Below are 23,903 nucleotides of genomic sequence, written 5' to 3'. Positions count from 1 at the left end.
GACATGCCGGTGCCGGCCTTGTCGATCAACGTGATGGCGGGCGCGATCTAAGCGGCAGCCCGCTGCCGTGGCCCCAGCCTGACCAGCCCGGTCGACAAGGCCACCCCGCACACGATCACCACCGCGCACATCAACATCCATTGCGTGATGTCCTCGCCCAGGAACACGGCGCCGTAGAACAGCGCGAACACCGGCACCAGGAAGGTCACGGTCAGCGCACGCGCCGGGCCGGCGCTCTCGATCAGGCGGAAGAACAGGATATAGGCCAGCCCGGTGCAGGCCGTGCCCAGCGCCAGCAACGCGAGCCAGGCTTTCAGGCTCGGCATCTGCGCCGGCCACAGCCAGATGGCCGGCAGCGCCAGGGCCAGCGTGGCGCCGATCTGGCTGCCGGTGGCGGTGGCGAGCGGCGGCACGCCCGAGAGGTGCTTGCGCGTCAGGCTGGCTGCGAAGGCATAGCAGATGCAGGCCGCGAGGCAGGCGCCGATGGCCCAGCGCGCCGCGCTTTCATCCGCGCCCGATTGCAGGCCCGCGCTGCGCCCGGCCAGCATCGCAACGCCGGCGAAGCCGATCACCAGGCCGAGGCTGCGCGAGCGGTCCGGCCGCTCGCCGAAGAAGCCCCAGGCCACCAGCGCACCGAACATCGGCACGGTGGCGTTGAGAACGGCGCCCAGGCCGCTGTTGATGGTGAGCAGCGCGAAGCAGAAGAAGGCGAAGGGCAGTCCCGAATTGAGCACGCCGATGGCGAGCGTCGGCTTCCAGTACTGCCTGAAGCCGGACCACTGGCCGCTGGCGAACAGCAGCGGCAGCAGGAAGAGCATGGCGATCGCGACCCGCACCGAGGCCGCCGGCAAGGCGCCGAACTCGGGCGCGCCGATGCGCATGAAGAGGAAGGAGGCGCCCCACAGCATGCCCAGCAACACCAGGTCGACCAGCCAGCGTTTGCTGGCCGGACGCGCAGGCGCCGCAGGAGCGGCCGATGGGCGCACCGTGTTCGCGGCCGTGCATTCGCCTTCGCTCACAAGGCACCTTCCAGTTCGAGCAGGGCGCTCTTGCGTTCGAGGCCGCCGGCGTAGCCGGTCAGCGAGCCGTTGGTGCCCAGCACGCGATGGCAAGGCACGATCACGCTGATCGGGTTGCGGCCCACCGCCGCGCCCACGGCCCGCACTGCGGCGGGGTTGCCGATGCCTGCGCTGATGGCGCCGTAGCTGGTGGTGCGGCCCGCGGGAATGGCCAGCAGCGCCTGCCACACCGATTGCTGGAAAGCCGTGCCGTGCGAAAGATCGAGCGGCAGATCGAAGTGCTGGCGGCGTCCCGCGAAGTAGTCGGTCAGTTGGGCCGCGGCCTCGCGCAGCACGGGATGACCGGGATCGTCCTGCCAGCCGCTGGTGTCGGGCCAGTGGCGCTGCCGTTCGAACCAGGCACCGGCCAGGCCGGCATCGGTCGCCGCGAGCGTGACGGCGCCGAGCGGGCTCGCGATCGTGCAGCTGTAGAGGGCCGCATTCTTGAATTTCATGATGCTGTCTTTCTCATTCACGTTCATTCACACGGACACGCTTTCGAGGGCGGGGGGCGCAGCCGTCGCAGACCCGCTGGCAGGCCGGGGACTGTGCCATGCCCGCAGGACCGCGTAGCTGCGCCACGGGCGCCAGGGCTGCGAAGCCTCGGCCGCGGCGCGCGCGGAGCTCACGCCCAGCGCCTTCTGCAGCGCGATGTCGCCGGCGGGGAAGGCATCGGGCCAGCGCAGCGCCCGCATGGCAATGTACTGCGCAGTCCAGTCGCCGATGCCGGGCAACTGCTGCAGGGCGGCGAGCGTGGCCGGCACGTCGGCCCCGGCGTGCAGGGCCAGCCGGCCCTCCAGCACTTGCTGTGCGAGCGCGATCAGCGCGGCCTGCCGCTGCCGGACGATGCCCAGCTGGCCCAGCACGTCGCCGCTCGCGGCCGCGAGGGCCGCGGGCGTGGGGAACAGCCGGTCCAGGCCCGCGACCGGCGTGGCGATGGGCTCGCCCAGCGCCTGCACCAGCCGCGTGCCCAGCGTGCGGGCGGCCGCCACGGTGATCTGCTGGCCCAGCACGGCGCGCACCGCGAGCTCGAAGCCGTCGACCGTGCCGGGCACGCGCAGCCCATCGCCCTGCGGGAAGCTGGCATGCAGCGCGGCGTTGATCGCCATCGGATCGGCATCCAGGTCGAGCATGGCGCGCACCCGGCTGATCACCGTCGGCAGCACCGCGGCCAGCGAATCGCCGACCTGCAGCAACACGTGTTCGCGCTCGCCGTCGAAGCGCAGCTGCAGCCAGCCGGCATGCACCCGCTCGCCCTGCGCGACCCGCAGCGTGCGGGCCAGCCGGGGCGTGCCGCCGGATTCGCCGAGGGCTTCCACGCCACCCAGCGCCCGGCGCGCGAAGAAGCCCAGCATGGCCGAAGCATCGTAGGGAGGGCGGTAGCCCAGGCGCACGCCGACGGAACCGCCGCTGCGCTCGCCGGCCCCGGTGCCGGCCCGCCGCAGCGCACTCGGGTTGAGGCCGTAGTGCGAGACGAAGGCCGCGTTGAAGCGGCGCACGCTGGCGAAGCCGCTGGCCAGTGCCACCTGCGTCATCGGCAGCCGGGTGTCGGCGATCAGCTGCTTGGCGGCGAGCAGCCGTCGCGTCTGCAGGTACTGCAGCGGCGAGACGCCGAACTGGGCCTCGAAGATGCGGCGCAGGTGCCGGTCGCTCACGCCCAGCCGCGCGGCGATGCGGGCGGCGCCGGGGCCGTCGTCGTCCCACGCATCGGGCTCGTCGATCAGCCGGGCCGCCTGCTGCGCGAGGATGCGCGAGGCGTCTTCGGTGGACCAGCTCGCGGCCCGCGGCGCCAGCTCGGGCCGGCAGCGCAGGCAGGGGCGAAAGCCCGCGGCCTCGGCCTGGGCCGCATGCTGGAAGAAGCGGCAGTTCTCGCGCCGCGGCAGCTTGACGCGGCAGACCGGCCGGCAATAGACGCCGGTGGAGGTGACGCCGGTGAAGAAGGAGCCGTCGAAGCGGGCGTCATGGGCCTTCATGGCCAGGTAGCAGGCGTCGCTTTCGAGTCCGGCGGGGGAGGCGGATGGCAAGGACATGTCTCGGATGATACGGAGCGCAGCATGCAGGAGTAGCCATTTCCGGACATCTGCCGGCAAGTGCGCATGCCTACAATGGTCTTCAATTTTCGAACTCACCCCAAAGGAAGCCCATGCAGCTCAGTGCATCGATCTTCAAGGCCTATGACATTCGCGGCGTGGTGCCCACCACGCTCGACGCGGAGGTGGCCGAGGCGCTCGGCAAGGCCTTCGGCAGCGCGGCGCGCGCGGCCGGCGAGAAGGCGGTGGCGGTCGGGCGCGACGGGCGCCTCTCGGGCCCGGCGCTGGCCGATGCCCTGATCCGCGGCCTGGTGGCCACCGGCATCGAGGTGATCGACGTCGGCGCGGTCACCACCCCCATGCTCTACTTCGCGGCCCACACGCTGGCCAGCAGCGGCATCCAGGTCACAGGCAGTCACAACCCCAAGGACTACAACGGCTTCAAGATGGTGCTGGCCGGCCGTGCGATCTACGGCGACGAGATCCAGGGCCTGCGCCGCGTGATGGAAGCCGACAGCGCCAAGCTCGCCCCCGGCGGCAGCGTGCGCAAGGTCGACGTCACCGAGGCCTACACCCGGCGCATCGTGGAAGACGTCAAGCTCGCCCGGCCCATCAAGATCGTGGTCGACTCCGGCAACGGCATCGCCGGGGCCTCGGCGCCCGCCATCCTGCGCGCGATCGGGTGCGAGGTGACCGAGCTCTACAGCGAGGTCGACGGCAACTTCCCCAACCACCACCCCGACCCCAGCAAGCCCGAGAACCTCAAGGACCTGATCGCGGCGCTGGCCTCCGGCGACGCCGAGCTCGGCCTGGCCTTCGACGGCGACGGCGACCGCCTGGGCATCGTCACCAAGGACGGGCAGAACATCTTCCCCGACCGCCAGATGGTGCTGTTTGCACAGGACGTGCTCTCGCGCGTGCCGGGCGGCACCATCGTCTACGACGTGAAGTGCTCGCAGCGCCTGGCGCCCGCGATCCAGGCCGCCGGCGGCAAGCCGATGATCTTCAAGACCGGCCACTCGCTGATCAAGGCCCGGATGAAGGAGATCGATTCGCCGCTGGGCGGCGAGATGAGCGGCCATATCTTCTTCAAGGAGCGCTGGTTCGGCTTCGACGACGGCACCTATGCGGGCTGCCGTCTGCTCGAGATCCTGAGCAAGACGCCCAACGCCAGCGACACGCTCAACGCCCTGCCCACGAGCTTCTCGACGCCCGAGCTCAACGTCAAATGCGCCGAGGGCGAGCCGCATGCGCTGGTCGAGCAACTCGTGAAGGCGGCGAAGTTCGACGCACCGGCGCAAGTCTTGACCATCGACGGCCTGCGCGTGGACTGGCCCGATGGCTTCGGCCTGATCCGCGCTTCCAACACCACGCCGGTGCTGGTGCTGCGCTTCGAGGGCCAGACCCAGGCAGCGCTGGACCGCATCCAGCACGACTTCCTCGCGCTGCTGAAGGGCGTGAAGCCCGATGCGACCCTCGCCGAAGCTGCGCACTGATCCTGATTCCTGCCCGAGCGTGCGTTCGTTGCTGCTGCGCCTTTACGGCGCTTTCACCACCCTTGCGCAGCCGCTGGTGCGGCGCAAGCTGCGCCGGCGCGCCGTGGCCGAGCCCGGCTACGCCCATGCGGTTGAAGAACGCTTCGGCCGGTATGACGAGGCCGCGGCCGGCACCGGCTGGTGCTGGGTCCATGCCGTCTCGCTGGGCGAGGCGCGTGCCGCCGGCATCCTGATCGCGGAGCTGCGGCGCCAGTATCCGGGCATTCCCATCCTGCTCACCCACGGCACGGCCACCGGCCGCGAGGAGGGCGCCAAGCTGCTGGAGCCCGGCGACCTGCAGGTCTGGCAGCCGTGGGATGCACCGGCCGCAGTGGCGAGCTTCCTGGACCGCTTCCAGCCGCGCATCGGCGTGCTGATGGAAACCGAGGTCTGGCCCGAGCTCACGGCCGCCTGCGCCGAGCGCGGCATCCCGCTGGTGCTGGCCAATGCGCGCCTGAACGAGAACTCGCTGGCCTCGGCCGAGCGCCTGGGCTGGCTGGCGCGGCCCGCCTATTCTTCGCTGGCGGCGGTCTGGGCGCAGACCGAGGCCGATTCGCACCGGCTGGTCTCGCTCGGCGCCAAGGTCGAGGGCGTGTACGGCAACCTCAAGTTCGACGCCACGCCCGACGCACGCCAGCTCGCAACCGCGGCCCGGCTGCGCGGCCAGCTGCCGCGGCCGGTGGTCATGCTTGCGAGCTCGCGCGACGGCGAAGAGGCCCAACTGCTGGAAGTGCTCAAGCGATTCGGCGCGCTCGCACCGGTCCCGCCCGCGCAGGATGCGGTGCAGTCCATCTCCCGCCGCGTGCACGACGTGCAGTGGATGATCGTGCCGCGCCATCCGCAGCGCTTCGACGAGGTCGCGGCGCTGATCGAATCGCACGGCTTCGCGGTGGCGCGGCGCAGTACCGCCGGCGCGCCGGCCGAGTCCGAGATCTGGCTGGGCGACTCGCTCGGCGAGATGGCGCTGTATTACGGCCTGGCCGACGTGGCGCTGCTGGGCGGCAGCTTCGAGGCGCTGGGCGGCCAGAACCTGATCGAGGCGGCCGCCTGCGGCTGCCCGGTGATCATGGGCCCCTCCACCTACAACTTCGCCGAGGCCGCCGAACTCTCGCTGGCGGCCGGCGCCTCGCTGCGCGTGAGCGACATGGAGCACGCGGTGACCGCCGCCCTCAAGCTGGTCGAGCACCAGGACCGGCGCGAGGCGATGGCAGAGGCGGCGCAAGCGTTTGCCGGCGCCAATCGCGGTGCGGCGCAGCGCACGGCGGCCGCCGTGCTGTCGATCGCGGAGGCGGCGCCGCTGCCGGTGAGCGCCGAAGAGCGGACCGAGCCGAACTTCGATTGAGTGCATGCCGTCGGGCAGCAGCGGCCGCGTCGCCGGGCGCGCAAGCTGCTTAGACCTGGAACCGGCATGCGGCTCCTGTTACTTACCGATGTCATTCATTGATGACTTCGCCAATTAACCAGGAGAGCCATGTGCCAACGACATCGGACAGGGAGAACCCTGTCGCCCCACTCTATGTGCAGACCCTGCACGAGCTCGCGGAACTGATTGGGCTCGAGCCCCCCGAGATTCTCAAGACCGCCAGCGTCGAAGCCGACGGGGTGCGGTTCTACTTTCAGGACCATACGGAAGACGAAGGCCAGACGCTCAGCGTGCTGGCAGAAATCGGCGAGATCCCCGCGAGTGCGGAACCGGAGGTCCTTCGCCAGCTTCTCGAGGCCAATTCGCACCTGTCCGCGCAGGCGGGCACCTACGTGCTGATCCCGGGCACGAGCCATGCGGCACTGCGCATGCATGTTCAGCTCGAGGAAGGGGCTTCCAACGGCGAGCGCGTCCTCAATGTCCTGAAGGGACACCTTGCCACCTGCGCGGCCGTTCGGCATCTGGGGACCGATCCGATGTTCGAGCGCCAGGCGGACAGGGTTACCGCGGACTTGGCCTGAGAAAGAAAACTTCATGACCGCTATTCAGCAGCAGCCTCGGGGCGCTTCCCCGTTCATGTCCGTGTCTTCCGCGGATTTCGAGTCCATCTCGGCGAAGCAGACCACGACCGTCGTGCTTGACCGTTTCATGTTGGGTTCGCCCCTTCCGGCGCCGCACCAGCCAGGCTACCACGCAGGCTTCATCGCCGGCTTCGTCGCGTACAGGGCGACGGTGACGACAGAAGTCTCGATCTCGATTCGGGCGCGCTATCGTTTCTCCGTCTCTTCTCAGGCCCGGCCTCAGGTCAAGGACGATGTTCGTGACCTGTTCGAGCGCGCCCTAAAGCATCCGCCCAGCGCCATGCTCTTCGAGCATGCGACGACGTACCGGGTCACGACGACTGTTTCGGTGCTGTACTTTGGCTATGTCTGCTGGCAGGGCCAGACGCCCGCCCCATCCCGGGGCGTGCCGCCGGCATCGGCATCGGCGCCGACGCCGAAGCAGGTAGCGGCGAGCAATGCACACCTCGTCCCCGCTGCGCCTTCCTTTGAACCGGCGCCAGAAGCCGGCAGCCTACCTGCAGCGGCTCCGGTCCCGGCACCTGCGGCGCCCGTACGGCCCAGCGCAACGGTTTCTTTGAAGCCGGTTGAAGCGTCGAAGAAATCGGATCCCTCCAACTGGAAGGATCTCCAAGACTTCACTCCCAAGAAAGCTCGCTTCGAGCTTTGGGACATGGAAAAAAGGGACAAGTGGCTGCCAGTTCAAATCTCCCTGGCGGACTCCCCGACGAAACGCAACGTCACTCCCCAGAAACTCGCTCCAGATGGCTTGTCCTTTATCGCCAAAAACGAAGACAAACTGGAATCGATTCCGCTCGACAAGGTGAAGACCTTTAGCGTGCTCAACAACGAGTAGGCGGCAGGATCACCGGCACTGGAGGGTGCCTCCGGTGCCATCGGGGAACCTTGGCACCCGCGTCTACACAGCCGTCTTGGGAAGGCAGACCGTGAACGTCGTGCCTTGCCCGGGCGCGGAGTCGACCACGATCCGGCCGCCATGCCTTTCGACCACCTTCTTGCAGATGGTCAAGCCGATGCCCGTTCCTTCGTAGAGCTCCTGCGCATGGAGCCTTTGAAAAATAACGAAGATGCGCTCGAAGGACTCCGGCGCAATGCCGATGCCGTTGTCGCGCACGGAGATGATCCAGTTCGTCTCGTCCTCGGACGCATGCACGCGAACCCGCGGCCGGGTCCCCGGCGCCGTGAACTTGATGGCATTGCCGATGAGGTTCTGAAATACCTGCGTCAGGCCTGAGCATTCCCCCGTCACCTCCGGAAGCGGACCGCGCTCGACGACCGCGCCTGAGCGCTCGATCGCATTGGCAAGATTCGCCATCGCGTCGTCGAGCACGTGATCCAGCCGAACCTGCTGTGCCGGAACGGCTGACCGCTCCACCCGCGAATACAGAAGCAGATCGTCGATCAGGCGCTTCATGCGATCGGCGCCGCCGGCGATGTACCCGATGAAATCCCGTGCGTCGCTGTCGAGCTGGTCGCCATAGCGGCGGCGCAGCAGTTCGGAATAGCTGCTCATCATGCGCAGCGGCTCGAAGAGATCGTGCGAGGTCACGTAGGCAAACTGCTTGAGCTCATCGTTGGAGCGTGTGAGTTCTGCGACTTGCCGCTGGATGGCGTCTTCGCGCACCTCCCGCGTGGTGATGACCAGCATCCACCGGCCGTCCAGGTGAATGGCCTGCTGCTGTTCTTCCAGCACGCCGCGTGGCCCCGCGCGCGACCTGGCTGCCGGCGCAATGCGGCGCCGTGGAAGCGGCGACACGGCGATTGCATCGTCGTACTCGCGTTCGAGGTCTTCACGCGCCCGGCCGTCCGACCAGAGCGTCCATGGCGGAACCTGCAGGAGGTCGTTGCGCGTCATGCCGTGATAGCGGCAGACCGCATCATTGCAATCGACATGGCGCATGCTCTCTCGATCGACGATGAGCATGCAATCGTGGCTCGACTCGAATGCACGGGACAGCAGTGTCGAGCGCACCTGCTGCTGCCTGCGTCCCGTGACGTCGCGCGTGGCGACGACCATCAGCCATTGACCGCGAATCCGCAGGGCCGTGTGCACGACCTCCGCATCCAGCTGCGTGCCGTTCGGCAGCGTGTAGCGCTGTTCACTGGAGAGGGAATGCGGGAACGCCCTGATGACCTCGTCGAAAAAGGCCTCGTAGGAGGCTTGCGTGCTGCCTTCCATGTACGACCATGGCGGCGTGCGTAGCAACTCTTCGCGTGTGCGGCCAAGGCGTTCTGCGGCAGCGGCGTTGACATCGATCAGGCGCAGCGAAAGGCGATCGACCACCTCGATGCCGTCCGCGCTTTGTTCCAGCGCCGCCCTTGCCCAGTCGAGCTCGCCACCATGCGCCGCCAGCGGCGCCGCGCGTGCCACGTTGACCTCCGTGAGCCTTCCGGAGCTGGCGGCTGCTACAGGCGCGGCTGTCGAGCCTGGAGGCGATTGGGCAATCTCGGTATGGTCGTCCATGGAATGGCGGCGGGGCATGCCGTGACAGAGGACGAGGACATCATACAGGCGCAGATTGCGCGCGCACTCCGACTTCGGGACTAGGCCGGCTTGGAGGCCATCGGCATGTGCGGGAATGCCCAAGACTGCGGCACATTCGAGCAAGATGGAGAGTTTGTTGACGGCCACTTTGCCACTTGTGATAAAGCGAAGCCATGAATTCACCCCGCAATGAGCGTTCCGAGTCCGCCACTGGTGTCGAGCCTTCGCGCGAGCTTGCCGAGCGCCTGCAGGCGCAGGCGCGCATGGAGCGCTTTGCTTGCGCGCTCGACCTCAGCGACGATGCCGTCTTCCTGATCGATCGCGCCTCGATGACGTACCTCGAAGTCAACCTGGGTGCGTGCGCGCTGCTCGGCGTCACGCGGGAGGAGCTGATGAAGCGCCGTCCCAACGAGACGAGCCCATCGCTTGGAGACCTGGACGATCTCGGCAAGCTGTACGACCAGGTGATCGCCCAGGCCCCGGTGACGCAAACGGCCGAGCTGCAGGTGCGACAGGCCGATGGCCGTACCTGCATCTGTGAAGTCAGGCGCAAGGCGATCCAGCAGGCGGGCCAATGGGTGATCGTGGCGACGCTGCGCGACATCACCGAACGCAAGAACGCGACGGCCCGGATGCTGGAGGCCGAGGAGGAGATCCGGTCCAGGCTCGCGGAGCTGACGCGGGCCAACCAGGAGCTGGAGCAACTCGCCTACATCACGTCCCACGATCTTTCCGAGCCATTGCGGACGGTGGCCAGCTACACCCAACTGCTCGAACGGCGCTATGCGCACCAGCTCGACAAGGACGGACGCGACTTCATGGCGTACATCGTCGGCGGGGCCGAGCGCATGAAGGCGATGATGGACGACTTGCTGGTCTATTCGAGGACCGTGCGGCGCGAGTTTGCGAGGCAGCCTGTCCCATTGGACCGGGCGCTGGACGCCGCGCTGGCGAGCCTCGCGCTGGTCATTCGGAGCGCAAACGCCACGGTGGAGCGCGAGCCGCTTCCCACCATTCTCGGCGACGCGGCCGGGATGACCCAGGTGTTTCAGAACCTGATCGGCAATGCCCTGAGATTCCGCACGGAAGGCGTGGCACCGCATGTGAGAGTGCGCGCGCGAGAGGAGGGCGAGGCTTGGGTTGTCGAACTCCAGGACAACGGCATCGGGATCGAGCCGCAGTATTTCCAGAGGATCTTCATGATCTTCCAGAGGCTTCATCCGCGGGATCGTTTTGAGGGAACGGGGATGGGCTTGGCGATCTGCAAGAAGGTGGTGGAGCGCCATGGGGGGCGGGTTTCGGTGGCGTCGGAAGTGGGGCGGGGGGCGACGTTTGCGGTTTGGTTGCCGAAGCATCCGTCCCTTGGTGCGTAGCTTCGTAGCTTCGCCGGACTCCCCGCTCCTGGCGGAGATGTTGCCGCCCACGGCCGCCCGTGGATGGATTGCCAGCTAATCTTCAATTAACGGCAAGGCCTCGTCCGAGAGCATTGGTCGCAATGCCGGGAGCGGTGGCATCGTGGTCGTCATGGTGCTCAGGTACGAGTACGCGTGGTTCAGCACTTCAATGTCGTGCCGGTTCCGCGCAACTCGACTGATCATCTCGTCTGCATCCATGTTGGACGCGGACGTGAGAAGGAGCGAGTTCTCCGCCTCCAGCCAACAGCAAACTTCCGCCATCTTGTGTTGGATATCCTCCACGGTGAGATTGCCTTGAAGCCAGGCAAACGTGAGATCTTGTGGAGAATCCTTCGCCTCAAAAATCCTTTGCCGAACAAGGTTTAGCTCTGGGGGCTGGTCGATCGCGAGTTCCGGCGACACATGGTAGAGGACCGTGAACACCAAGCCGTCTGCCACATCGGCGTGGTCCGAACTGATCTTGTGCATGTAGGAGGCAAGCGCTTCCAACGGTGCATCGTAGGAGGTGTCGTGAACTGTACTCAGATCGGGGTCGAAGACCGAGTACGCACCGTCCTCGTAACGCAGCATCACTGAGTTCCGAACGTAGTAATTGTCGGAATCCTTGGCCTCGTAAGACACGCCGAAGGCATGCCCAGGATGAATCTCGGGCATAGTCGTGCCGGCTGATTGGATTCGCGACGGCTCCGCGTCGGCCACATACCGCACCTTTGCCGTCGTCATCGGACGCCACGCCGACCCCTTCTGCAACGCCATTTGCTGCGTGAAGCTGGCCAGGTCTTCCATCGGCATTGCCACGAGGCGCATCGATGGCTCGGGGGACGAGTCGCGCAGGTGCTCGTCGAAAAAGCGGATGTACTCGTCGTCTGTCGTCAATGTCTCCCAGTTCTTGTTCTTGCCCAGGTCCAACTGCACCATATTGCATACGGCAAGCGAAGGGAACTTGCGATTCTTGATGTGCAGGACGCCGCCGCCGTCCTCATTGGGAACCGCGAAGGCGTTGATGGGGTGGGCGTGAGCTTCTGGATCCGGAGAGATGAAGTAATCCTTTCCCTGCTGCGCAACATAAACGCCGCCGAGCATTCGCCATGGAAGAGCCCTCATCAATTGCGATGGCTTGCTTGCCTGCGCCTTGCGGGCCGATAGCGCTTTGTAGTCGTCGAGGGCGTTGCTAGGCTCGGGATCCCGGAGGTCACGGATGTCCGCCGCGTCCATTGGCGGTGTCAGGTTACTGATGGTGCTCGCACCCGTGTAGAGGGTGTGGACGGCACGCCGTTGCCTTAGCAGGTCACCCTTGCTGCCGTCTCTCTTCGCCTTTCGCGCTTCCCGCACGTGCCGGGGGGTTACCAACGTGTCATGCGTTCGAGGACTCTGTGGTCGGGACGCCGTGGAATTCCCGAGTGCGGCCGCGAGGTTGAGTGGAGGCGGCTTGGGCCGTTCCAGATCCTCGATACGGCGCTCCCCGGAACTGCTGAGGTCTATTTTCACCTCTTTTGGAGGAGGGTCAGCAGCGGTCGCATCGGAATACTGCGATCTGAGCATCTCATTCAACTGCTGGATGTCTTGCCGGATGTCGTGCTGCAGTTCGGCTTCGGTCTTGCCCTCGAGCGTTCCATGCTTCTCATTGAGGTAGGCGAGCCAGGAACCGGGCATGTCGGCGGCAAACATCTGCTCCCACATGGCTTCGGTCAACGGCGACTGGCGAACGAACTTGAGTTCCGGCGGCCAGTCTTCCTTTGGAATGGGTGTAGCCACGAGAGTTTCGTAACCCGTGATCTTCTCCTCCCTGGCGTCCGCGATGCCCACGTAGGCGCCCACGAAGGCCTTGAACCCCCGCCACATCCCTTCGCGCAGGCTGGGCGGAGGCGCGTTGACGATCGACGCGCCGCCGGCGGCATTCTGGCGCTGCAGGTTCTTGTTGGCGATGAACTCGTGATAGGCGTGATTGAATCCGATCGAAAAGACGGTGCTCGCCAGCGCGAAGGCGTTTCCGACCATCTTTCCGGCGAGGATGCCGCCCGCAAGGGACTCGGCCGCATCTTCCGTCAGGTCTCCGTACAGCATTGCGATCTCCACGCCCAATGTGAAGAAGGATTTGATGAAGAGGAAGCCACCGGTTCCGAAAACGCCATAGGCAAATGCCTGCCCCAGCTTCTGTGCTGCCTGGCTGGGCAACTCGCCGCGTTGCTCGATCTTGCCCGCTTGCCTGAACAGCTCGCGGTCCAGTGCCGAGCTATCGATCTTGAAAGACTTCGGATTGGCGAAATCGAGCGAGCCCTGAAGAATTTGGCGAGTCCCTTCGGGCAAGGTGCTGTTGTCCTCGCCCAGCAGCTTCGATGCATCCGTCTTGTTCGCCAGGTTGACCTCGTTGTCCTCATAGAGCTTGAGGATGCGGTCGACCTTCATTTTGTCCTCCGTGGAAAGCAGACGTTGCGCAGCCACCTGGTCGACAATTGCCTTGCGAGCGTCTCGGTCCTCGAGCCTCTTCAGCTTGACGAACTCTTCCGCCAAGCAGGCATACGTGCAGGCAAGCTCCTTCTCCACCTCCTTCTCCTGCTTCGTCCCGGGCAAGGCAACCTTGAACCTGACAGTGACCTTCTCCGCCTCGTCGTTGTCCAAGGTACGGCGATCCACCATCCAGCCGAAGAGCGCCTGCAGGTACACGGACTTGTCGAACTGGAGCAAGGAGGCGAAGGTACTCAGCCGCGTCATCACCGGCCCGGTAACTGCCTTGTCGAGCTTTTGGGGATCGACCTTGCCATTCTTCACGAAGTTGCCCGTGCCGGTCATGGCAACGATCTGCCACTGGGTCGCCAACTTGTTCAGGCTGTCCTTGGCGGTCGCTTTGGGATACTGCCAGCTGTAAAGGAGGGCCTGCACCACGCCGGTGATGGCCTGCAACTCTTCCGAGGTCACGAGCGCCAGCTCATTCCCGGTGACATATTCCGCGACCTGGCCGCACAGCTGAGTGATGGTCGATACGCCGAACACAGCCGTTCGGATGTCGCGAACCGTGGCCTGGTTGGTCAAGACGTTCAGCATGCGGTAGCGGAAGATCTTCATACGCTCGAAGGCGGTCTTCGTGAGCAATTTCCCGAGCTTCGAGCTGGGCTGGGGCGTATCGCCAGCCTTGCACGTCTCGATGGCTGCCAGGAGCTCTTCCCGCAGCTCCCCCCACAGCTTCAGCTGAGCGAGCAGGCGCTTGACCTGCTGTCTTTCCGCAACAGGCAGGGCGGCTCGTCCGCTGTTCACGCTCGCAAGTGTATTCATCCGCGTCGTGAACTCCGCGTCTTTGTCGAGGATGCGCTTCTCGATCTCGTTGAGCTTTGCCTTGTGGGCCGACAGCTGCGATTTGCCCAATTCTCCCGTCACGCGCTTGAGCACATTAAGCAAGTCGTGTTCCGCCAGCAGGATGCGTCCGGTGAGTTGACGATTCTTCTGCTCAAGCGCGCCGACGCCGACGCCGACGCCGGCGCAGTTGAGCAGTTCATCCACCCCTCTCAGTTCCGCAAGATCCTCATCGACATGAGAGAGCAATCGCAACTCGCCATCGGAACCGTCCTCGTTGAAGATCTTGGAGGACACCACATTGGGCGTCCAGGTCGGGTTCTCGCGCTTCTGGAGCTGAACGGCCTCGCTTTGCCAGAAGCCGTTCTTCTGCGATGCCCAGATTGCGAGCGGGATCTGAACGAAGGGGTACGCAAAGTTGATGGCGTGCTTGACTTCGCCTGTATGGTCGCCGGCGAACAGCGTTGCAAGGTAGCTGGCCAACGGTTTGGCAATGGCGGGAGACTGCGTGATCCAGAAGGATTTGACCGAAGGCACTGCGTACTCTCTTGCCCCGCGCTCGATGGCCGCTTTGACTTCCTGGCTCCATTCGCCTGTCTGAGGGTCCCGCATGCCGAAGGCATCTGCAAGCATGGTTCCCAGTTTCTCGAATAGCGGCTCCAGCTCTTCAGGGTCAACCGTGTTCATGAGTTCCATGACCTGCTGACGGCATTCGACATAGGCGTCGATCTTCCGCTTGAACTCAGGATCGCCAGGGCCATTGCATTCAGGGTCGAAGTACTTTTTGCCCCAATGATTCACTTCAATCGCCAGTGCATCCTGGAATTCCTTCTGCAAGCCGGTCCGCAACGACTCCGGCGGCATCCGTGGTGGCGGCTCGGGGCGCGCCTTGAGCTTCAAAGGAGTAAGGTTGTAGTCATCGTTCACTTTGCGCGACAAGTCAATCGACTCGTTGATAGCGATGAAGTCAGGAAGTTGAAGTTTGGTGAGCGTGTTCGTGTTCCTTGGGCTGCCTGTAGGGGTGGTCATGAATGCGGTCTCCTTAGATTTCTATAACGAACGATAACGGGCTGGTCTCGGCAACGGCTTAGGATGCGAAGCCGAACTCTTCCTGCCATGACATGGCCTGAAGCGCTGCATCGGCGAGCGCATCGGTGAGCCGGTCGAGGTTGAGTGAATCGATCAGGTAGCTCGCGACGCAGAGAACTGCTTTTGTCGACGGATCGAGCGCGTAGGTGGACGGATGCTCCGAGATGTTCTGGTGGTTTCTGACCATTAGCTTGCGATAGCACTCCGCGGCCGAGTATCGCGGCACGACTCCGAACCGGCATTCGACGATCAGGCTGGCGCTGCGCGCGCCATGGAGGGAGTGCAGGAAGTTGAACTCGCGGGTGCCAACGCCGAAGGTCAGCGCCAATTCCTCCGCGCTGCGCCATGCAGGCCAGTCGGGCTGGCTGGATCGGTCAAGAGGCCAGTGGCTGCCGAGGCGACTGGGCAGCAGGGTGAGCAGCGCTATCACCTGTTCGCGCGCTGCAAGAGCGACGTCGGGCTCAATGTTCATGGGTCTCCGGGTTGTTGTCTGGCATGAGGCGCACGGCAGTTCAGTGAAGCGCGACCGAGTGCGCCGCTCGCCATTCGTGCGCGAGCCGAACCAACTCCCGAAGGCCCTCGGACACGTTCTCGCCCGTCGCCCCGTGCAGCGAGACAAAGCAGCTGTAGACCAGGTGGTCAAGGGATTCGTCGATGCCGAACACGCCTGAGCTGGCGCGTGCCATGCCCAGGTTCAGCAAGAGCGCCTGTTCCAGCGCTTCGTCCACCCGGTCCATCGTGAGGGGACCGAAGTGGCACTGCAGCAGGAAGCGATCGGCTTCAGTCCCGTCTCCGGCCAGGTGCGTCACCTGGAACATCACGTCATCAATATGGAACTTCATTTCGATGGAGGCGTCCGGTACGTCCTGGAAACTCGCAGCAGGCTTTCCGGCCTGCCTTCGCAGCTCGTGTGCGAGGTCGATGAACTGGGCGCGCCATGGGCATCCTGCGTCCGGCATAGGGAACTCCTTGTGAGAGAGAGGTGGCGTCGATTGCCGGAGCAGGTGGCTCCGGCTCGGCAAGCTGACCTCGGATCAGAGGATCAAAATCTTGCGCAATCTTGAGTAACGCGAGTCTTGGCGGAGTTCCCGGCACTCCCGCCGATCTCGCGCATCGGCCCCAACGGCGATTCGGGGAAGACTGCCGTCACGAGGAGGGCGCCAGCGTGTTCAGCCGCCTGAGCATGTCCCCGAAGTCGGTGTGCTCGTCCGTCGGTTGGCGCAGGAAATCCCGGATCGCGTCATGGCGGTCGATGGCCAGGTCCGCGATGCGGTCCGCGCCCTTCTTGTATTCACCCACCTTCAGCAGCAGCTCGATGTCCTGGTACTTCGCCATCAGCTCGCGCACCTTGCCCGCGGCGGCCTTGTGCTCGGGGGTGATCAGGGCGTTCATCACCCGCGATGCCGAGGCCAGCACGTCGATGGCCGGGTAATGGTTGGCCGAGGCCAGCTTGCGCGAAAGGATGATGTGGCCGTCCAGGATCGAACGCGTCTCGTCGGCAACGGGCTCCGTCATGTCGTCGCCCTCCACGAGCACCGTGTACGGTTCCATGGACGGCGCCATGAAGTTCGTGAAGGGCGATGCCATCGCGGGGCTGATCATCGTATGCGTGAACCTGCTCGGCGGCATCCTGATCGGCACGCTGCAGAAGGGCATGACGGCGGCTGATGCCATGCGCGTCTATTCGATCCTGACCATTGGCGACGGCCTGATCGCCCAGATCCCGGCGCTCTTCATTTCCGTGGCGGCAGGGATGATCGTCACGCGAGTCAACACGGGCGAGGGTCCGTCGAACGTGGGTCGCGACGTCGGTGCGCAGCTCCTGTCCCAGCCCAAGGCGCTGATGATCGGGACTGCCGTGATGATCGGGTTCGGGCTGATCCCGGGCATGCCCACGTTCACGTTCCTGGCGCTGGCGGCGGTGCTGGGGGTGGTGGGCTACACGCTCTTCAAGGGAGAGACGCAGACGGTGGATGCATCCGGCAAAACGACCACCGTTCCTGCCGTCAACCTCTCCGGCGCAGGCAGTCCGGGCGGTGGCAGGAAGGACGCGGGGCCGGAAAGCTTCCAGCCCACGGTGCCTCTGATGGTCGATGTGAGCGCGCAACTGGAGCGGGTGTTTTCGGCTGCCGTGCTGAACGAGGAATTGATCAAGGTTCGCCGCGCGCTGTACTACGACCTGGGCGTGGTGTTCCCGGGCTTGCAGTTGCGCTTCAATGAGCAACTGCAGGGCGAGGCCTATGCCATCCTGGTGGGCGAGGTCCCGGTGTCGCAGGGCCGGATGCGGCCCGAGCATCTGCTGGTGCGCGAGTCTCCGGAAAACCTAACTGCGCTGCAGATTCCTTTCGAGAAGGACGCCAAGTTCCTGCCGAACCTGGAATCGATCTGGTCTCCGGCGAGTCTCGGCGCGACGATGGCGAAGGCCGGCATCGCATTCCTGGAGCCCACGCAGATGCTGAGCTACCACATTGCCTACGTGCTGCGAAAGCATGCGGCGGAGTTCGTGGGCATTCAGGAGACACGCGCCATCCTGACCGAAATGGAGTCGAAGTTTCCCGAACTCGCCAAGGAAGTGGCGCGGGTCATGCCGATCCACAAGATCGCGGAGATTCTCCAGCGCCTCGTGTCCGAGGAGATCTCGATCCGGAACGTCCGGGCCGTCATGGAGGCACTGGTCGATTGGGGGCAGAAAGAAAAGGACCCGGTCCTCCTGGCCGAATACGTTCGCATGGCCCTGAAGCGCTTCGTCAGCCACAAGTTCTCTGCCGGGCAGAACATGCTCCCGGCGTATCTGTTGTCCCCGGCCATCGAGGACCAGGTGCGCACCGCCATTCGCCAGACCTCGGGCGGCTCCTATCTTGCGTTGGAGCCGGCCGCCAGCAAGAAGATCGTGGCGGCGGTGAAGTCGGTGGTGGGCGACACCTCGACGGCGGCGCACAAGCCTGTGCTGCTCACCTCCATGGACATCCGCCGCTACGTGCGCAAGCTGCTTGAACAGGACGCCGGCGACCTGGCGGTGCTGTCCTACCAGGAGCTGACGCAGGAGATCAACATCCAGCCCCTGGCGAGGATCTCGACATGAGCAGCGTCCCCAACCGTCTCCGAAGGGTGCCCGCATGACTGGCGAGAACATGGGGCTGGCCGAACCCATCGAACTGCGCGTGCTGCATGGGCCTCAGGCAGGCGCGCGTCTACCGCTGGAGCCCGGGCAGCGCTACACGATCGGAAAGGCGGACACCTGCGCGATCGTCCTGGGCGGCGCGCAGGTTGCGGAAGAACACGCGACCATCAGCGCCGATGCAGACGGCATTTCCGTCGAGCCTTTGCAGGGCCGGGTCTTGACCTTGGCCGGAGAAGAGGTCGAGGCGGAACCGCTGCCCCTGGGAACGGTGCTGCAATTCGGTCTCGTCAAGCTCACCGCCGCGCCGGTCGACGGCGATTGGCCGGACGATGAGGCGCTGCAAGTGCGGAGGGCATTGGCCGAACCCGCCGCCGAGGAGCAAGACGAAGCGCTCGGCGACACCGCCGCCGCACCGGAAGTGCAACTGCCTGTGTCTGCGCCTGCGCCTGCGCCTGCGCCTGCGCCCCGCGTCGGCCTTCATCTGTTCGAGCATGCTGATGTGCGCCGATACGCCGTGTATGGCGCTGTCGTTCTGCTCGTCGGTGGGGCTGTGTTGGCTGCGGCCATGCAGCGCCCCGCGGAGGCGGTTGTCAGCACCGTGGCGGCACTGCCGGATCAGGTGGAGCCGGAGGCGAGCCCCGCTGTCACGGAGGCGGAAAGTGCCTCGGCATTGGCGGACGTGCTCAAGAACTTTCCCAAAGGCGCGCTGGAGGTGAAGCGTACCGAAGGCGGGGGATGGATGGTGGCGGGCAGGCTCCGGACCGACAAGGAACTGCAAAGGCTGCGCGAAGCCGTGTCGATCCTCCAAATGCCCGTCGAGATCAAGGTGGTGCTCGTTGCCGAGCGGCTCGACGCCGTGAAGCGCTTTGTTCAGGCTCAGCATTCGCCGGGTCGGCTCGAGCTGCGCATGGAGCCGGGGACCGGCGAGGTGCTGCGGATCGTGGGTTCGGCATCGAGCGCCGAGGAAGCCGCAGCTTTTCCTGAACGCGCTCGCGGCGAGCTCGCGGCGTTCGAGCCGATCGAGTTCGACATTCTGCGACCGGAGCAAGTTCGAGAGCGCTTCATGGACCGCGTGCGCGAAGCGGGCCTCGACGGCAAGCTCAGGGTAACGGCGACGGACCCGGTGCTCGAACTGCGGGGCGTACTCAGCCCCCAGGACAGGCGCGTCTGGGAGGCGCTCTTCCTGGACTTCGCTCGGCGCCACGGCAGCACTCTCAAGATCAGCGCGCATGTGGAACCCGAACGGGATGCGATCGCAGCGAACGTGGCGGCCGTCGTAGGCGGCGCCTTTCCTTACATCGTCACGACCACCGGGCAGCGCATTGCACCCGGCGGTGCGCTCGCGGGCAACACGGTCGTCGCGGTGCGCGACGGCGAGATCGTGCTGTCGGACGGTGCCCGTTTTCGCTATGGACCGTGAAAGGCAAGCATGACATTTCAAGAACAGCAAACCGGCTTCGATGTGGAGCAGCGGCTGCGCGACGATACAAGTGGGCGGTACCGCATCGAACTGCGAGCCAGGCTGATCGAAATGCAGGACGCCTGCGCGCTGGCGAGGCAGCAGCTCCATGATCGCGATACCTACCGGCGGCTGGAGGCCGCGATCGCTGCGGTGGGAGCCGCTGCAACCGTGCTGGAGTTGATGCCGACGGGCCGGCGGCGATAGCCCGCGGGAACCAAGGAGCGTGCCCCGTTCCTGAGTGGGACGGGGACAGGACATGGATGGCGGCTGGTCGTCCCGTCTCAGTGATCGTTTATTCGTCAATTCAAAGGAGCAGGTATGGCAACAGATGGTGTTTCCCTCGGAGGACTGCAAGCAGTGGTGGACGTCCAGATCGCCGCCGCCGAGAAAGACCTGAAAGCGGTCCTCAGCGAAATCAAAAGCGGCAAGGACGTAGACGCTGCCCACCTCCTCTACTACACCCAGCAGGTCAATCAGAACAGCCTGACGGTCAGCTTGATAAGTTCGATCGTGAAAGAGCGCGCCGACACGCTCAAGGGCTGTTGCCAGAAATTCTGATCGCGCAGAGCAACGGCTACCTGCGGATCAGGTCGCCGGTCGTGGCCTCCGGGCGCGCCGCATTCGCTCCGCTTGAAACCGGCTCCAGGAGTTGACGCAGGCCCAGCCGGTCGGCGGCTGCAATCGCTTCCGTACGCGTGTTCACGGCCAGTGCGGCCAGGACTGCCGCGACGTGGGCCTTGACGGTCCCCATGGCGAGGTTGAGGTTCCGGCAAATCTGCTTGTTGGAGTTGCCTTCGAGGAGTTCGCGAAGAACGTCGATCTGCCGATTGGTCAGGCCCTTGGCGGCCGCCTTGGCCGAAAAGGCCGCCGTGGTGCGCAGAGTGCCGTCGCTTTCCTGGGCGGAGCTGTCGGAGATGAATGGTTCCGGTGGAACGTAGATTCCGCCGTCCAGGATGAAACGCAGCGCACTCAGGACGATCCGCTTGCCCGACAACTTGGGAATGAAGCCGAGTGCACCTTTCTGAATCGCAGCCTGCACGGTCTTCATGTCGTAAGTCCCGGACACGACGACCAGGCGCGCGGCCGGGCATTGCGCCAGGAACGTATCCAGGCCCGACAAGCCTGCAGAGCCGGGCATGTTGAGATCGAGCAGCACCAGATCGACGTCGGAGTGGGCCTGGAACGCATCGATGGCTTCGGCCAGCGTGGCTGCCTCCAGGACCTGGGTGTGCGCATCGATCTGAAGCAGCGTCAGCTTGAGCCCCTCCCGGACCAGATGGTGATCATCGGCCACCAGGAACTTGAGTTCGGCGTTCCCCTCGATGTGCTCGGCTTGGGAGGCGGAGATCGAAGGGCGCTCGGGCGTCCCCTTCTCAGAGATCATGCTGTGGGTCATACGAGGTGCGACTACGGCGACATCATTGGATTGGGACTCGCGTGCCGTGGCCGAGTTCATGCTAGCACTCCTTGTGATCTTTTCCACGAAACGCAGCGCACGTCGCACGCCAGGGATGATTCTGGTCCATGTGTCACGGTCCTCCACACCCGAACTTCACCAGAGGGCGCGCAGCCGTGCGAAACTGCGCGCGCATGACAAGGAGCATTTGCAGGTGAGCACGGTGGTCGACTCCAATGCACCGCATATCCTGCTTGTGGAAGACAACCCCGCGGACATGCGGCTGACCCTTGAAGCCTTGAAGGAGGCCAAGGTGGTTTGCAACCTGCATTGGGTCAAGGATGGTGTCGAAGCACTCGACTACCTGCACCGCCGCAATGGCCACGCAAACTCGATAAGACCCGACTTGATTCTTCTGGATCTCAACCTGCCGCGGCTCGACGGCCGCGAAGTCCTCGCCGAGATCAAGGCACACCCCCGGCTGCGCCGCATTCCGACAGTGGTCTTGAGCACGTCGAAGGAGGAGGAAGACATCGTTCGGTGCTATGACCTGCATGCCAACTGCTACGTCACCAAAGATCAGTTGAACTTCGACAGTTTTCTCGAGGCCATCCGGTCCATCGCCCGTTTCTGGCTGTCTGTCGTGGCGCTTCCGCCGCGCGCGCACGACCGATAGCGGCACGACTCGCACTATGCAAGGACTTGAGCAAGACATCCTGCTGGTGGAAGACAACCCCGGCGACGCGCGACTGATCCGGGAACTGCTGATCGACGAGGTGGGGCGCGAAGGCTTCCGCATGCGCGACGCGCGGACGCTGGCCGAAGCCTTGCAGCGCATCGACGAACAGCGGCCGGACATGGTCGTGCTGGACTTGTCCCTTCCCGACAGCTTCGGACTCGAAACGCTCTTCAAGGTCCAGAGCCGGGACACCTTGTTGCCGATCATCGTGTTGACGGGGAACGAGGACCAGGCCGTGGCGCTTGCAGCGGTGAAGGCGGGCGCGCAGGATTTCCTGGTCAAGCAGGACCTGTCGGGCCGGCTTCTGGTCAAGACGCTGCAGTATGCGCGCGAGCGCAAGCACAACGAGGCGAAGCTCAGAGTGAGCGAAGCCCGCTTCCGCAGCCTGGCCGAGCTCTCGTCCGATTGGTACTGGGAACAGGATGCCGAACATCGGCTGACCTATCTTTCAGACGGCCTGCAGGACAGGTCGGGTGTCGACCCCGCGGCAATGCTGGGGCGACGCTGGTGCGAGGCTTCTTCGAGCGGCGACGACGCCGCCTGGGCAGCGCTTCGAACGGCATTGGCGGGGAGGCAGCCTTTTCAGGACTTCGTGTTTGCGCATTCGACCGATGGTGCGGAGACCCTGCACATCAGCATCAGCGGCGTGCCGGTCTTCGACAACGGCGTATTCGCGGGATACCGCGGCTTGGGCAAGGACGTCAGTGCGCGCGAGCGTGCCGCCGAGCATTTGCGCGGCAGCGAGGAGCGTTTCAGGCGGATGCTCGACGCGGGCCGCGACGGCATCCTGATGCTGGGCGCCGATGGCCTGATCTCGTTCTGCAATCGGCAGGCCGCGATCCTCCTCGGAGTGAAGGCCACGGCGCTTTACGGGCGCCGGTGGGACGACATGCGGCTGCGCGACGCGTCGCCGATCGCGGCCTCGGGGCCTGACTCGCAGGACGAGCACGGCGTCGCGGTCAGGCGCGGGGACGGGAGCACCGTCTTCTTGATGGAGTCGCTCTATCCGATGGCGGCCCTGGATGGCGTGCACACCGGCACGCTGGCGATCCTGACGGACCTGACCGCCCACAAGCAACGCGACGAGAGGGTGCGCGAATTCGCTGCGCTCGCCGCCCAGAAGAGCGAGGCGGAACGTCTGAGCCACGCCAAGTCCCGCCTCATGGCAGCCGTGAGCCATGACCTTCGGCAGCCCCTGCATGCGTTGGGTTTGTTCATCGACGAACTCAAGGGCGCGAAACTGCCCGAGCACGCATATCCGCTCCTGGACCACATGGAGTCCGTCCTGGACTCCACGCAGTCGCTGCTCGATTCGATCCTGATCATGTCGAGACTGGAAACGGGAATGATCGCCCCGAACATCATGGCCTTTCCGTTGGAGCCCCTGCTTGCGAGGCTTCGGGCAGCGTTCGGGCCGACGGCACGGCAGAAGAACATTCGCTTCGTCGTCGCGTCGTCGCCTTTGACCGTCTACAGCGATCCGGTGCTGCTGGAACGCGTCTTGGCCAATCTTGTCTCGAATGCATTGCGATACACCGACAAAGGCGGTGTCATCGTCGCATGCCGTCCAACGGGCCGGGATGTGCGGCTGGAAGTCTGGGACAGCGGGATCGGCATCCCCGCCGAGCACCAGGAGGCGGTCTTTGGCGAGTTCTATCGGATCGAAAGGAGCGGGGACGATCGAGGCGGCCTTGGACTGGGCCTGGCCATCGTGAAGAGCTGTGCCCAACTGCTGGGATGTCCGGTGCAGCTTCGCTCCGTGCCCGGCAAGGGTTCCAGGTTTTCGCTGCGCGTCGGCTTGGGCGAGGCGGGCCGGCAGTCGTCCTCGTCGACCGACGTCCTTGCGCAGGACGACTCGCCCGGGGCTCGTTTCGATGGCCTGCGGGTATTGCTGATCGACGACGACGCCTTGATCCTGGAAGGGACGCGAAAACTTCTCGAGCGCTGGGGATGCCATGTGATTCCGGCGCGATCGGGCGCCCAGGCCGATGCCCTGCTCGACGGGGCGGTGTTGCCGGACCTGCTCATCTCCGACCTCCGGCTGGATGCCGGCGAACTGGGTACCGAGGTCGTGGCTCGCATACGCCGCCGCTACAGGCCCGGCTTGCCTGCGCTGCTCGTGTCCGGCGACACATCGCTGCAGACGGCGCGCTTTGTCCGCCGGCATGACCTGCCCTTGCTCTACAAGCCGGTTGCTCCCGCACGCTTGCGCGCCATCATTGCCAAGCTCTGCGGCGGCTGAACGAGATCGTGAATCGGATGGAACCGAGGCCGAGCCGCC

The 23,903-nt window shown here is 65.0% G+C and carries 20 protein-coding genes; 11 read left to right on the top strand and 9 right to left on the bottom strand.

Features of this window, described 5'->3' with window-relative positions:
* Window positions 1-47: 47 nt before the first annotated feature.
* The 3 genes from AC3A6Y_RS14770 to AC3A6Y_RS14760 are packed head-to-tail and all read right to left on the bottom strand — an operon-like array spanning window position 48 to window position 3,088.
* Window positions 48-986, bottom strand: coding sequence for a DMT family transporter (locus AC3A6Y_RS14770; protein ID WP_487869058.1), 939 nt, complete (start codon window positions 984-986; stop codon window positions 48-50).
* A 29-nt stretch (window positions 987-1,015) separates the two neighbouring features.
* On the bottom strand, window positions 1,016-1,513 hold the full coding sequence (locus AC3A6Y_RS14765; protein ID WP_487868965.1) for a methylated-DNA--[protein]-cysteine S-methyltransferase: 498 nt from the start codon (window positions 1,511-1,513) through the stop codon (window positions 1,016-1,018).
* Between the two features lie 27 nt (window positions 1,514-1,540).
* A complete protein-coding gene (locus AC3A6Y_RS14760) occupies window positions 1,541-3,088 on the bottom strand; it encodes a DNA-3-methyladenine glycosylase 2 family protein (RefSeq protein WP_487868964.1) in 1,548 nt (515 codons plus the stop codon).
* 113 nt (window positions 3,089-3,201) lie between these two features.
* On the opposite strand from AC3A6Y_RS14760, the gene AC3A6Y_RS14755 reads away from it, so the two are divergent.
* The 4 genes from AC3A6Y_RS14755 (at window position 3,202) to AC3A6Y_RS14740 (ending at window position 7,462) form a co-directional block, all read left to right on the top strand.
* Window positions 3,202-4,584 carry a phosphomannomutase/phosphoglucomutase gene (locus tag AC3A6Y_RS14755; RefSeq protein WP_487868963.1) on the top strand — a complete coding sequence of 461 codons (1,383 nt, stop codon included), beginning with the start codon at window positions 3,202-3,204 and terminating at the stop codon, window positions 4,582-4,584.
* Window positions 4,585-4,603: 19 nt separating this feature from the next.
* The gene (locus AC3A6Y_RS14750) at window positions 4,604-5,965 is read left to right on the top strand and encodes a 3-deoxy-D-manno-octulosonic acid transferase (protein WP_487868962.1); all 1,362 of its coding nucleotides are present in this window, start codon (window positions 4,604-4,606) and stop codon (window positions 5,963-5,965) included.
* Window positions 5,966-6,141: 176 nt separating this feature from the next.
* Window positions 6,142-6,567 carry a hypothetical protein gene (locus tag AC3A6Y_RS14745; protein WP_487868961.1) on the top strand — a complete coding sequence of 142 codons (426 nt, stop codon included), beginning with the start codon at window positions 6,142-6,144 and terminating at the stop codon, window positions 6,565-6,567.
* Between the two features lie 13 nt (window positions 6,568-6,580).
* Entirely contained in the window at window positions 6,581-7,462 is an 882-nt protein-coding gene (locus tag AC3A6Y_RS14740; RefSeq protein ID WP_487868960.1) for a hypothetical protein, read from the top strand.
* 63 nt (window positions 7,463-7,525) lie between these two features.
* Here the strand turns inward: AC3A6Y_RS14740 and AC3A6Y_RS14735 are convergent, their stop codons facing one another.
* Window positions 7,526-8,998: a sensor histidine kinase gene (locus tag AC3A6Y_RS14735; RefSeq protein ID WP_487868959.1), complete on the bottom strand. Its 1,473-nt coding sequence runs from the start codon at window positions 8,996-8,998 to the stop codon at window positions 7,526-7,528.
* 287 nt (window positions 8,999-9,285) lie between these two features.
* Between AC3A6Y_RS14735 and AC3A6Y_RS14730 the strand changes: the two genes are divergently transcribed.
* Window positions 9,286-10,485 (top strand): sensor histidine kinase, encoded by a 1,200-nt coding sequence (locus AC3A6Y_RS14730; protein WP_487868958.1) that lies wholly within the window; start codon window positions 9,286-9,288, stop codon window positions 10,483-10,485.
* A gap of 75 nt (window positions 10,486-10,560) precedes the next feature.
* Here AC3A6Y_RS14730 and AC3A6Y_RS14725 read toward each other — a convergent pair whose 3' ends face one another.
* The 4 genes from AC3A6Y_RS14725 to AC3A6Y_RS14710 all read right to left on the bottom strand — a co-directional run bounded on the left by AC3A6Y_RS14725 (window position 10,561) and on the right by AC3A6Y_RS14710 (window position 16,455).
* Complete coding sequence (locus tag AC3A6Y_RS14725) at window positions 10,561-14,844, bottom strand: hypothetical protein (protein ID WP_487868957.1); 4,284 nt, start codon at window positions 14,842-14,844, stop codon at window positions 10,561-10,563.
* 58 nt (window positions 14,845-14,902) lie between these two features.
* Window positions 14,903-15,376 carry a CesT family type III secretion system chaperone gene (locus AC3A6Y_RS14720; protein WP_487868956.1) on the bottom strand — a complete coding sequence of 158 codons (474 nt, stop codon included), beginning with the start codon at window positions 15,374-15,376 and terminating at the stop codon, window positions 14,903-14,905.
* Window positions 15,377-15,416: 40 nt separating this feature from the next.
* Window positions 15,417-15,863, bottom strand: a complete 447-nt coding sequence (locus tag AC3A6Y_RS14715; protein WP_487868955.1) for a CesT family type III secretion system chaperone — start codon at window positions 15,861-15,863, stop codon at window positions 15,417-15,419.
* 187 nt (window positions 15,864-16,050) lie between these two features.
* Window positions 16,051-16,455: an ATP synthase gene (locus tag AC3A6Y_RS14710; protein WP_487868954.1), complete on the bottom strand. Its 405-nt coding sequence runs from the start codon at window positions 16,453-16,455 to the stop codon at window positions 16,051-16,053.
* A gap of 10 nt (window positions 16,456-16,465) precedes the next feature.
* Here AC3A6Y_RS14710 and AC3A6Y_RS14705 point away from each other — a divergent pair, with 10 nt between their 5' ends.
* The 4 genes from AC3A6Y_RS14705 to AC3A6Y_RS14690 all read left to right on the top strand — a co-directional run bounded on the left by AC3A6Y_RS14705 (window position 16,466) and on the right by AC3A6Y_RS14690 (window position 20,045).
* The gene (locus tag AC3A6Y_RS14705; protein ID WP_487868953.1) at window positions 16,466-17,986 is read left to right on the top strand and encodes an FHIPEP family type III secretion protein; all 1,521 of its coding nucleotides are present in this window, start codon (window positions 16,466-16,468) and stop codon (window positions 17,984-17,986) included.
* Window positions 17,987-18,020: 34 nt separating this feature from the next.
* Window positions 18,021-19,445 (top strand): type III secretion system inner membrane ring subunit SctD, encoded by a 1,425-nt coding sequence (gene sctD, locus AC3A6Y_RS14700; RefSeq protein WP_487868952.1) that lies wholly within the window; start codon window positions 18,021-18,023, stop codon window positions 19,443-19,445.
* Window positions 19,446-19,454: 9 nt separating this feature from the next.
* Complete coding sequence (locus AC3A6Y_RS14695) at window positions 19,455-19,691, top strand: hypothetical protein (RefSeq protein ID WP_487868951.1); 237 nt, start codon at window positions 19,455-19,457, stop codon at window positions 19,689-19,691.
* A gap of 114 nt (window positions 19,692-19,805) precedes the next feature.
* The gene (locus AC3A6Y_RS14690) at window positions 19,806-20,045 is read left to right on the top strand and encodes an EscF/YscF/HrpA family type III secretion system needle major subunit (protein ID WP_487868950.1); all 240 of its coding nucleotides are present in this window, start codon (window positions 19,806-19,808) and stop codon (window positions 20,043-20,045) included.
* Between the two features lie 16 nt (window positions 20,046-20,061).
* On the opposite strand, the gene AC3A6Y_RS14685 is transcribed toward AC3A6Y_RS14690, so the two are convergent.
* The gene (locus AC3A6Y_RS14685) at window positions 20,062-20,943 is read right to left on the bottom strand and encodes a response regulator (RefSeq protein WP_487868949.1); all 882 of its coding nucleotides are present in this window, start codon (window positions 20,941-20,943) and stop codon (window positions 20,062-20,064) included.
* A gap of 154 nt (window positions 20,944-21,097) precedes the next feature.
* On the opposite strand from AC3A6Y_RS14685, the gene AC3A6Y_RS14680 reads away from it, so the two are divergent.
* Both AC3A6Y_RS14680 and AC3A6Y_RS14675 read left to right on the top strand, forming a co-directional pair.
* Window positions 21,098-21,559: a response regulator gene (locus AC3A6Y_RS14680; RefSeq protein WP_487868948.1), complete on the top strand. Its 462-nt coding sequence runs from the start codon at window positions 21,098-21,100 to the stop codon at window positions 21,557-21,559.
* Between the two features lie 16 nt (window positions 21,560-21,575).
* Window positions 21,576-23,864 (top strand): PAS domain-containing hybrid sensor histidine kinase/response regulator, encoded by a 2,289-nt coding sequence (locus AC3A6Y_RS14675; protein ID WP_487868947.1) that lies wholly within the window; start codon window positions 21,576-21,578, stop codon window positions 23,862-23,864.
* The last annotated feature ends 39 nt before the right edge of the window (window positions 23,865-23,903 follow it).

It is taken from the genome of Variovorax sp. Soil_C_17, from assembly GCF_057657265.1.
Note: the sequence above shows the minus strand (reverse complement) of the source record. Positions and strands in the feature narration are given on the sequence as shown.